A 223-nucleotide genomic window follows, 5' to 3' on the forward strand; every position below is an offset into this window, starting at 1 on the left:
TCTTGGCAGCGGCGGCGCTCTTGCGCGTCGCGGCCGCCTTCGGCGCGGCGGCCTTGCGCGTCGTCGTGCTCTTGGCAGCGGCGGCACTCTTGCGCGTCGCGGTCGCCTTCGGCGCGGCGGCCTTGCGCGTCGTCGCGGTCTTGGCAGCGGCGGCGCTCTTGCGCGTCGCGGCCGCCTTCGGCGCGGCGGCCTTGCGCGTCGTCGTGCTCTTGGCAGCGGCGGC

General features: G+C 77.6%; 1 protein-coding gene. It reads right to left on the reverse strand.

Going from position 1 to position 223, the window contains the following annotated elements; genetic code table 11:
- On the reverse strand, positions 1-223 hold a 223-nt coding region (locus CR165_RS26305; protein ID WP_181378365.1), incomplete at both ends, for a hypothetical protein.

Source organism: Teichococcus aestuarii, assembly GCF_003116135.1.
Classification (GTDB): domain Bacteria; phylum Pseudomonadota; class Alphaproteobacteria; order Acetobacterales; family Acetobacteraceae; genus Pseudoroseomonas; species Pseudoroseomonas aestuarii.